The following is an 11,024-nucleotide window of genomic DNA, read 5'->3' on the forward strand; positions in this document are numbered from 1 at the left end:
GTTAAACTTCATCACCAAAACTTTTCTAGGAAACGAGAAGAGACGGATCACAGGACGTGTGTCCTCTCCACGTTCCAGCCGTCATAATCGTTTTCGGGACACTCTCGATCCCAACATGCGAACGTCCAATGATCCCATAAACCTGATCCACGGCGATCGAGCCCACGACTCGAGCCTCTTGATCCACACCAGCACGGTGAGCGATTTCGCTCGCCTCGAGCGAGACAGATACCACCTGAATATCCTGAGGGACCTTCATTCCCATTCGTTCCAGATAGTTCGCATAGGGAGTCGATCCACCGACAATGAGAACGCTCGGTCGATGCCTTCGTATCCACTTTTCAAATTCCGGGTAGTCGTCCTCCGTCTTCCCAATAAACATCGGCTGATAGCGATCCGAATCTCCAGTGAGCTGCCGAATTTGGTACGCCCCTGACCACTTGTGCTCTACTCGGAGATCTATCCACTCTCGAGTTGCAAAACCGATCCGCGGAAAACCGAGCTCCTCGAGATTGTCGCACAAGAGATTCATGTTACCAAACTGATCCGCCACCACATTCGTGAGCGGAACATCGGGGATAGAGTACCCAATTCGCACCGAGCAAAACGAGTCCCAACGCATATCCAGCTTGTCGATACTGTGCGGCATCGGCGCTACGATAAGACCTGCCTCACCCCGACTGTGAATGATTTGCGAGGCACGCTTCGCAGACATCCCTGGCTCTCCATACCAGAACGTGACCAACTTGAACCCCAGCTCCTCGCAGCGAGCTTTCGCCCCTTCGTAACACTCCTTGCCGAAGCCAGTCGCCGTCGTTTCATAATAGTCCGGCGAGTCGAAACCGTTAATCCAACTGATATTCCCCCGATATCCTTTCTTCAGATGGCGGCTCCGATAACTGCAAAAGGCAGACACGAATGGGTCCGCTTGATAGCCAAGTTTGTCAGCCGCTTCCCGAACTCGTTTCACCGTATCAGGCCGAACAAGATCAGAATCCTTCAGAGCGCGAGCGACAGTAGTAAAATGCAGGCCCACCTCGGCAGCTATGTCACGAATGGTGACTCGCCTCTTCGAGGGCTTTGCTGCGTTGCCTGAGCTCTGTTTCATTGGGGAAGTGAGGTAAGGTTCGATCGGCTGATGCCGCTGTCGGTCTGGCTAAAAAACCCTAAGCGACGCCGAATCTCAAGTGTTCAGGCCCAAAATCCTACAATTAGCATCAATCTCCTAATCCACAGTCCCGTATAGGCTCGAAACCGCGACAGCCATACATCCTACTGTTAGCTATCTCATCGTTTTGTGAGCCTGAGGCGGAGTTAGAATCCTACCTTGGCCCAGCAAATCAGCCCTCTCGGCGGTCAGAGGGCGAAATCACTCCCGACACGATGCAGACAATCGAAACTCCCTTACTACCTAAAGCGAACAAATCCATGGACGACATCGAGACCAAGGTTGACGAGCTCCTCTCCAAAATGAGCTTGGAGGAAAAGGTCGGGCAGATGCGGATCGTTCACGCCCAAATCGGCGTCGAGCTCGGCGAGGACGGGCAACTCGTCCTAAGTGACCACTTCAAGGAGCAGGTAAAACACGGAATCGCAGGTATCAAGAACCCCGGTGAGCACGACTCCCCGGAAACGGCTGCTCGCATCAATAACCTCCTGCAAAAGTACCTCGTTGAAAACAGCCTGCACGGCATTCCCGGCATGTTCGTTACCGAGTCCTACAACGGAGTAGACGCAACCGGTACCACCGACTTCAGTCGCCCCATCAACATGGCTGCGAGCTGGAATCCAGAGCTCGTGCAGCAGGTCTGGGACAAGGTCGGACGAGAAGCCCGCGCCCGCGGCATGCACATGTGCCACTCCCCCGAAGCCGATCTGATTCGCGACCCTCGTTTCGGACGCATGAGCGAGGCTTTCGGTGAGGACACACACCTCGTCAAAGAGATGGTCGTCGCGGCCGTCAAGGGCGTGCAAGGCGACTACGAAGGGCTCTCCTCAACCCATATCGGAGCTGTCACCAAACACTTCGCCGGTTACGGACAGGTAGAGGGCGGACGAAATTTCGCTTCGGTTCAAATCTCCGAACGCGACCTGATCGACCAAATACTCCCGCCCTTCAAAGCGGCCGTACAAGAGGCCAAAACACTCGGCATCATGGCATCCCACGGCGACCTCAACGGAATCGCCTGCCACGCCAACAAGGATCTTCTCACAGGTATTCTTCGCGACGAGTGGGGATTTAATGGATACACCGTTTCCGACGCTAACGACATAGGACGTCTCTTCTTCTTCATGAACGTGGCTGAAAACGAAGATCACGCGGCCCTGCTCGGCCTCGAAGCCGGCATGAACGTCGATCTTTACAACGAAGACTGTTACGTCCGCCTGCCAAGGCTGGCTCGCGAAAACCCGTCGCTCATCCCTCTCATCGACAAGGCCGCCGGAAACGTGCTGCGTACCAAGTTTATCCTAGGGCTCTTCGACAATCCCTACACCGACGAAGCGGCAGCGAGCTTAATTAGCCGAGCCGAAGACTCTCTGGAACTCGCCCTCGAGCTAGATCTCGACTCCCTGATCCTACTCAAAAACGAGAACAACACGCTCCCGATCTCTTCGACGAAGCCGCAAAAGATCGCCCTTGTCGGACCGCTTCTCAAAGAGAACACACTCTCGCAATTCCAAGAGGTAGCCGGGGAATCCATTGAGTTCCTTGCAGAGAAAGGCTTCGCCCTCACCAACGGCGATCCCAACTACCCTGACCTCCTCACAGCTGACGAATGCGCACCGGGAATGGAGAAAGCAGTCGCTGCCGCAGCAGAAGCAGACGCGTGCATTCTCTTCGTAGGGGGCGACGAATTCACATCCAAGGAAGCCTTCTTCGCTTTTGCCATCGGCGACCGGGCCTCCATCGATCCGGTTGGCGAACAGGTCGAGCTATTCAAGCGTATCAAGAATCTGGGGAAACCCGTCATCGTAGTGCTCAAGCACCGTCGTACGCTTTCCATCAACGCGTTTGCGGCGGATGCCGACGCCATTCTCGACGCATGGGATCCGGGCGAACAAGGCGACCGCGCGATCGCTATGACTCTCTTCGGACAGTCCGTGCCTTCTGGCAAGCTACCTGCCACCCTCCCGCGAACCATTGGTCAGCTTCCCTTCCACTACAGCCAGAAGAAGATCAACTACAAGAAGGGCTACATGTTCATCGAAAACGGCCCACTCTACCCTTTTGGATACGGCTTGAGTTACAGCAGTTTCGAATACGCGAACCTCACCCTTTCCGCTTCAGAAATCGACACCGAACAATCGCTCACCGCAAGTATCACACTATCCAATACAGGAAAGTTCACAGCCAAAGAGACGGTTCAGCTTTATATCCAAGACACACACGGCTCCGTCATCCGCCCTGCCAAGGAGTTGAAGGCATTCGCAAAGGTCCAACTAGAGGCTGGCGAGTCGCAAATAGTTACATTTGAAATCACTCCCGAAATGCTCGCCTGCACGGGAGCCGACATGGTTCGCAAAGTCGAACCCGGCACCTTCGTGGTTCAAATAGGCGGTTCTTCGGAAGACACTATGAACGCCAGTTTCTTGGTAAAGTAAAGCCATGCGAATCCTGCTTGCACTCCTCTCTGGCTGCTTAGCCTTCTCGATCTGCAACCCTCTTGAAGGGCAAGCCCGGTTCAGAAAGAAAGCCAGAGTGCTTACCGCTGCTTGGGCGAGTCCTGAGTTTGAAGCCCAACGACAAACTCCTGATGGTCTGGCTCACATGAGCTACCACATCTACCCAGGAAATTTCCACCAGGGCTTAGTCAATGATAGCAGCCTAGAGAAAATCTCGCTTCAAGAGATTATGGAAACGCTTGCACCAGAAATGGCGGAGCAAAACTTCACCCCAGCAGCAACCTTCGAGGAAGGCGAAATGGTCATCATCGTTCACTGGGGCGTGACCGCCGTGCAGGAGGATTGGGCTGATCTTTTTCCAGAGGCAAACGATGGAGATACAGAATACGACGAAGACGGCAACGAAACGGGATACGTGGATTCGGAGCTTTCCCACATCGCCACCATGGACCGACCCAGCGTCGCGAGCAATGCTCAGCTCACCGGCATAAACCGCGCACTCGAGAAGAAAGGACTCCTTCCCTCAGACCGTGAAGCGATCCGATCCTTATTGGAAGACGAACGCTATTTCATCGTTCTGATGGCCTACGACTGGCCTCTTCTACGAACAGAAAAGCAACATAAACTCCTTTGGTCATGCCGTTTCAGCCTCCCCGCACAATCGACCAACTTCGTCGACGCAGTCCCCTCCCTAGGTCGTGCCGCAGCCCCGTTCATGGGCACCAACTTAGATGGGCTTGATAAAACCAAAACTCAACTCGGCTGGGGCAAAGGAACCGTTGGAGAACTCGAAGTCGTAAGCGAAGTCAGCGAAGAAGAACTCGAGAATATCCAGAGCGAGTAAACCCGGGAAAGCTGTAGACGCGATCGCTGATCGCGTACGAGATCAACGATCTCGTCCACAATCCAAGGCAAAAGTTCCGTATTCTCTCTTCAAATACATGTTCACTGGGAGCCGATCCGCAACGCGCCCACGCCAACAGCCTACTCCGAGCCTTGCTCTTCCTTGCGCTTTTCTACACGCGCCGCCCAAAGCAACAGCACTCCAATACCTGCGCAGAAACCGCTGATAAACAGGACGCTCAAAATCCCAGCCAATTCGTTCGGAACAAAGAGCAGGAGCAACAGAGCCAAACCGACACCAACTGATGAGCGGCCGAGCAGTACCAACTGCCCGTACGCACGCGACACACCTTCGTGCTCGTCATCTCGAATCGGTGTACGGATGAGCTTGTAGAAATCCTCAACCTTGCGTTTGTACGCGTCAGAAGTGCGACGGTAGAACGGCATACAAACCAACGCCCCAATGATGCCGTAGATGAAAATCCACATCGCACGCTGCTGGATCGTGAACCCTTCCCCTGTCGTTTCCTTCAGCCAGAACGAGTAAATCGACGGCAGAAGACAGAATCCGAACATGACGAAGTAGGACCAGCTCGGCAGCTTCTTAACCCAGAACCCGACAAGCATCGGGAACACCAATGGAATCGTGATAATCGAGTTGATCATCAAGTAGGCGTCAAACAGCGCCAGCTCCTTGTTCTGCGAAAACAGATAGCTGTATGTGATAATCAAACACCCGATTCCAATGGTGGAAATCTTGCAGAGTCGCAGCTCCCCTTTCGGAGTCATCTTTTTGGTAACTCCAAACATCTCGCGGACTTTCGGAACGATGTTTCGCACCAAGGCACCCACTTGCATATTCAGCCCGGAGTCCATTGAGCTCATGGTTGCCGCGAACATCGCCGCGATCATGACGCCCATCAGGCCATTCGGCAGAACCTTTTGAGCGATGTAGGAGTAGCTTGAGTTTTCGGGATTCTCAATCGCCTGCGCCATGATCTCGTCGCCATAGAGAAAGCGAGCAACCATCGGTGGGAAAAACCAGATCAGCGAACCGATCGCCATGAGGATCGCCCCAAGATAGGCCGACTTGGAGGCGGCCTTACCGTCCTTAACCACGAGAAAGCGAGCCGCCGAAGCCAAGGTAATCTGGTGGTAGATCGTCATGATGAAGATCACCACGATCCACTGGAAAGAGAATTTGCCATCCGCCCATTGGTCAGGGTCTTTGACGAACTTGAAATCCTCGGCAAACTCCGGCTCCGAGAAGTATCCAAAAAACTCACTCAAACCACCGATCTTGTGATAACAGAGCACCGCAACAAGAATGGTGATCGAGAGGAGGATCAGACTCTGTACAAAGTCGGTCGCCATCACCGCCCATTTACCTCCTGTCGTTGAATAAAAGACAACCACCGCACCGATCACGAAAATGCAGTACTCTATGGGAACGCCAAAAGTAGAACTCGCGAAGACCGAAAGCGCCCAGAGCTGGATCCCTGCCGCAAAAGGAGCGATCAAAATGCCCGTGTAGGCGGAGAACTGCTCGACCGCTACACTGAAGCGCGACTTTACGACATCAGCAGGTGTGTAAGCCCGCGTTTGCCGGTACCAAGCCCCCAGAAACAGGCCACAAATCAGCATCGCTGTCACGTTGGCAGCATAGATAATGAGGACCGTCGGCCCCGCCTCGAATGCAGCCGATGCATTACCCGTAAAAGTGAAAGCGCTGATGCCTGCCATCAAGATACTCGAGCCCGACAGCCACCACGCCACTTGGCCGCCCCCCCGAACGTAATCGCTCAAGTTATTGTTAAACTTGGAAAACAACACCCCAAGTAACGGGAGCAGAATTAAATAGGCACCAAGGGTGATGTACTCGATTGTCATATTGTTTTGGGGGCTTGCGGAAAACCGCGGAAATTGGGATAGCTTCCGGTCATTAGCTGAGCGGGCTTCCGCGACGAAAGCATCAGACCTCGATCAACTCGCAAAAGAGCAAGAAAGCTAACAGTAGGAACATTTCCTAGCATAATACAATTAGCAACATGCTCGAATGGCACTGGAAACTCATTTGCACAAATATTTGTGTAAATGTACCCTCCCCCAACGTTTTCGTATCCCAGAGGATCGCCCCTATCGCCCCCATCTAGCAGGCAGATTGCCCTCACACCGCCCCGGGAAAACGCATCCACCTTCAGACCTAGCAGTAAGCATTTATCCATCTAAGCATGAACGGAATAGCGAGCGAACTTTTGAAAACGTGGTGCGATGGGATGATTTCGACGCAAATCCACGAACCGGAAGACCCAACGCGTCATGGAGCGCTGTATTGCCCAGCCTGCCAATCCATCCACGGACGCTGTATGGACGCTGTCTACCCGCTGCTCCACATGGCAAAGAGCACCGGCCAAGACAAATACCTCGAAGCAGGAATCGCCGTTTTTGAATGGTCCCAAAACGTCTCGTGTCCAGATGGGAGCTGGACCGTCGTCGCCGATCCAAACTCCTGGAAAGGCATCACCGTCTTCGGAGCCACAGCGCTCGCAGAAGCACTCCATCATCACGGAGATCTCCTCGACTCCGCCACCCGAGAACGCTGGACCGAGCGCCTCGAGCAAGCCGCAGAGTATGTATTCAAAAACTTCGATCTTGAGTTTGCCAACATCAACTACGGCTTCTCTGCGATCTACGCTCTGAACCTGTTAGGTAAATATCTCAACAATCCTCGCTACGTCGAACGAAGCAAAGAATTGGCCAAAGGAGTGAAACGCTACTTCACCGCGCCAAACACGCTCATATTCGGCGAGGCCAAACCGGTCAACCGCCATAGCGCCCGCGGACTCTTGCCCGTAGATCTTGGATACAACGTTGAGGAATCCCTCAACGGACTCGCCCTCTATGCACAGAGCGAGAATGACGAGGAGCTACTCGACCTCATCGATCGTTCATTGGCGTCTCACCTCGAGTTCATGCTCCCCGACGGAGGCTGGGATAATAGCTGGGGCACCCGCCAATTCAAGTGGACCTATTGGGGCAGCCGCACCAGCGACGGTTGCCAGATCACCTATTCTCTCCTCGCTGACAGAAACGCGGCCTTCGCGAAGGCCGCCTTCAAAAACACTCACCTACTCCAACGCTGCACCTCAAGAGACGGACTCCTGTATGGCGGCCTTCACTACGAGCAGGAAGGGATTGAGCCCTGCGTCCACCACACCTTTACCCATGCGAAGCCACTCACCTTTTTGCTTGATCACGCCATTGAGCTGAAGACGCACGTTGCTCATCTGCCGAGGGAAGATCGCTACGGGATTCGCAGTTTTCCGGAGATAGCGACCCACCTTGTCTCCATTGGCCCCTGGCGGGGGACGATTACGGCTTACGACTTCCTCTACCGTCCAAACGTGCAACAAGCAACCGGAGGCGCCCTCTCACTGCTGTGGCACGAAGCCGCCGGGCTGCTGTGCTCCGCAAGCATGGCTCAATACGTCTTGGTAGAACCGCACAACCAACAAACCCCAAGCAATCCCGAAGATTTGCCTTTAACACCTCGCTTGGAGTGCGAACGCCAAGGTCAAACCTACTCAAACCTTTTCGACCTCTCCGCTGAGGTCACGGTCAAGTCAGACAGCGAGTCCACCAGGTTCGACGTCGATACTCACTTAACCAACGACGCCTATGTATCCCTCCCGAACTCATGTCACCTCTCATACCGCTTCGCATACGAAAGCGTATCCATAGAGGTTGAAGCACCAACAAGCTACTCCTTCGTTTTGCCCATCATCAGCTCAAGCAACGAAACTATCGACCACACCGATGCTTGTGAAGTCCTGATAACAAAGCAAAAGTCACGAGTAAGAGTTCGTTCCAACAATCCAATATCCGTGGGCCATCGCTTCTTCAATCTAGTCCCTGGCCTTCAAGCCGTACCAATCAAGGCCAAGATCGAAGGCGACTCCCCGCTTGTCATCAACATCTCAGTAGACTCGATTTGATCCATGCCTGAAAATCCAACACGCACAATATCCTGGGGAATAATCGGTTGCGGCGACGTAACCGAACTCAAAAGTGGCCCCGCCTACCAAAAGACACAGGGCTTCGAGCTCACTGGCGTGACTCGACGCGACCTCGCCAAAGCCGAAGACTACGCTGCCCGACACGGCGTGCCCAGAGTCTTCGCCTCTGCCACAGAGCTGATCGAGTCTCCAGATATTGATGCTGTCTACATCGCGACCCCTCCTGACAGTCACAAACAATACGCCTTGGAAGTCGCCGCTGCAGGAAAGCCCTGTTGTATTGAAAAACCCATGGCGCCTACCTACCAGGATTGCCTCGAAATTCTGGCTGCTTTTGAAGCGAACACTACACCCGTCTACGTAGCGTACTACCGCCGAACACTACCACGCTTTCTCCAGGTAAAAAAATGGATCGATGATGGTGCCATCGGAAAGGTTCGGCACGTGCACTGGCAATACAGCAAGCCTCCTTCCGAAATCGACTTATCCGACAACTACAACTGGCGTACCGACGCGAAGATCGCGAAAGGTGGACACTTCGATGATCTCGCCAGCCACGGCTTCAATCTATTCTGCTACCTCCTCGGTGACGTAAAATCTGCCAGTGGGATCTGCGCAAACCAACTCGGGCTCTACTCTGCCTACGATTCAATATCCTCGAACTGGATACACGAATCAGGAGTAACTGGGACTGGTTTCTTGAATTTTGGCAGCTTCGAACACGTAGACCAGGTCGAAATCCTAGGAAGCGAAGGAAGAATTCACTTCCCCGTCTTCGCGGAGCAACCCATCACACTTGCGAGCGCATCGGACAGTCAGAGCTTGGAGATTAAGCATCCAGAAAACGTCCAGCTTCACCACGTCGAGGCATTGAGGGACGATTTATTCGGAATACGCACCCATCCATCCCTAGGAGCGACCGGGGCTCACACGAACTGGATTTTGGACGAAATTCTCAAGTCCTGAGAGAGGCAGTCCAAAGCCTTAACTGCAAGATACGCACAAGCAATGACTGAGTGAATACATCGCGTAGAGGACACCTTACGGCAATCGCTGATGAAAAGGTATAAGTTACAGCCTCTATACTCCGCTAATAAGCTGTAACAAAACTCTTTTGACTTGGCAGAATCCCTCGCCGTCAAAGATTCTCAAGCTTATCATGACTTGCTCCTTGTATCTGATCCGTACCTATTTCGTCGCTATTGGAGTTTTCCTTCTGGCATCTCAATCGTGGCTTTCTGCGAGTGAGACAAAAACCTCCTCAGCTCCTCAAATAGTAACTCATTCAGCGAGAAAGCCCGACGTATCACTCCGCAACGAGATCGACATCGCCATCAATCGTTGCCTCACTCTCCTTGAGAGAAACCAGGAACCTAGTGGCTACTGGTCCACCAGCGATTACCCAGCGCTCACCGCGCTCATTTTGAAGGCGTTTGTAGAAAGCCCGACCGACAATGAGCGCTGGCGTAACTCTCCCGCTGTCGGAAAAGCACTGGATTTTATCCGCTCAAACGTTCAGGAAGATGGCGGCATCTACTCTAAAGGGCTTTATTCCTACAACACCGCCATTTCATTGATGGCCCTCAAATCGCTGGAAGACGATTCCCTGGAGAGTATCATGCTAGACGCTCGGATCTATCTCGCAAAACAGCAGCAACTCGACGAATGGGACGACAATGACGCCGTGTGGGGAGGTATTGGATACGGTAACAGCTATGAGCACTCCGACCTATCAAACACCTCGCTCGCAATTCAAGCCCTTCATGAAACACGCGAGCTCATTGGCCCCGAGCAAATTGGAATAGATATCGACTGGGACGCCGCCATTCGCTTCGTCGAAAACTGCCAGAATCTTCCGGAGGAAAATGGTCAACTTTGGGCGAGCGGAGATCCTGAGAATTACGGTGGGTTCGTCTACTATCCCGGCAACAGCAAGGCGGGTTCCCAAAACTTTTCGAATGGGCAAGTCGCTCAACGCTCCTACGGAAGCATGAGCTATGCAGGCCTCATGAGCTACATGTACGCCCAACTTAAAAAGGATGATCCCCGCGTCGCGACAGCCGTTGCATGGCTCGAAAGGAATTTCACACTCGAGGAGAATCCTGGAATGGGCCTCGAGGGACTATACTACTATTACTACACCATGGCCAAAGCGCTCGATGCCTACGGAGCAGATTACCTCCACACCGAGGACGGCCAAAAAATCGACTGGCGCAAAGAGCTTGCCGAAACACTCCTTTCCAAACAACGCGGACTCGGATTCTGGCAAAATGACAATAGTCGCTGGATGGAAAGCGATCCTTACATCGTCAGCGCCTACACAATTCTCGCCCTAGAAATCCTGTATCCAAAAATTTGAGAACGCTTAGAATAGATGCCCCTACCCGTGCCAAAACCTAAGGCACCTCTGTGCATCTTTTCTAAATTCGAAAAATCTGTAAGTAGCTCCCCCATACACAGGCATGATTTATTAAAACTTCATGCCAATCACTCATTTACAGTAAAGTCGGCCCGATAAGCGAAACGAGCTGAGTACTAGCT

At 53.1% G+C, this 11,024-nt stretch carries 7 protein-coding genes; 5 read left to right on the forward strand and 2 right to left on the reverse strand.

What is annotated here, in order from left to right; all coding sequences use genetic code 11:
- Positions 1–25: 25 nt before the first annotated feature.
- Complete coding sequence (locus JIN87_RS06260) at positions 26–1,108, reverse strand: LacI family DNA-binding transcriptional regulator (protein WP_200354682.1); 1,083 nt, start codon at positions 1,106–1,108, stop codon at positions 26–28.
- A 275-nt stretch (positions 1,109–1,383) separates the two neighbouring features.
- On the opposite strand from JIN87_RS06260, the gene JIN87_RS06265 reads away from it, so the two are divergent.
- Both JIN87_RS06265 and JIN87_RS06270 read left to right on the forward strand, forming a co-directional pair.
- Positions 1,384–3,603, forward strand: a complete 2,220-nt coding sequence (locus tag JIN87_RS06265) for a glycoside hydrolase family 3 N-terminal domain-containing protein (RefSeq protein WP_200354683.1) — start codon at positions 1,384–1,386, stop codon at positions 3,601–3,603.
- 4 nt (positions 3,604–3,607) lie between these two features.
- Positions 3,608–4,468 carry a hypothetical protein gene (locus JIN87_RS06270; RefSeq protein ID WP_200354684.1) on the forward strand — a complete coding sequence of 287 codons (861 nt, stop codon included), beginning with the start codon at positions 3,608–3,610 and terminating at the stop codon, positions 4,466–4,468.
- Between the two features lie 140 nt (positions 4,469–4,608).
- Here the strand turns inward: JIN87_RS06270 and JIN87_RS06275 are convergent, their stop codons facing one another.
- Complete coding sequence (locus JIN87_RS06275; protein ID WP_200354685.1) at positions 4,609–6,357, reverse strand: sodium:solute symporter family transporter; 1,749 nt, start codon at positions 6,355–6,357, stop codon at positions 4,609–4,611.
- Positions 6,358–6,698: 341 nt separating this feature from the next.
- Here JIN87_RS06275 and JIN87_RS06280 point away from each other — a divergent pair, with 341 nt between their 5' ends.
- The 3 genes from JIN87_RS06280 (at position 6,699) to JIN87_RS06290 (ending at position 10,842) form a co-directional block, all read left to right on the forward strand.
- Positions 6,699–8,462, forward strand: a complete 1,764-nt coding sequence (locus tag JIN87_RS06280) for an ulvan lysase-like protein (protein ID WP_200354686.1) — start codon at positions 6,699–6,701, stop codon at positions 8,460–8,462.
- A 3-nt stretch (positions 8,463–8,465) separates the two neighbouring features.
- On the forward strand, positions 8,466–9,449 hold the full coding sequence (locus JIN87_RS06285) for a Gfo/Idh/MocA family protein (protein WP_200354687.1): 984 nt from the start codon (positions 8,466–8,468) through the stop codon (positions 9,447–9,449).
- Positions 9,450–9,642: 193 nt separating this feature from the next.
- A complete protein-coding gene (locus JIN87_RS06290; RefSeq protein ID WP_200354688.1) occupies positions 9,643–10,842 on the forward strand; it encodes a prenyltransferase/squalene oxidase repeat-containing protein in 1,200 nt (399 codons plus the stop codon).
- The last annotated feature ends 182 nt before the right edge of the window (positions 10,843–11,024 follow it).

The organism is Pelagicoccus mobilis (genome assembly GCF_016595505.1).
Lineage (GTDB): Bacteria > Verrucomicrobiota > Verrucomicrobiia > Opitutales > Opitutaceae > Pelagicoccus > Pelagicoccus mobilis.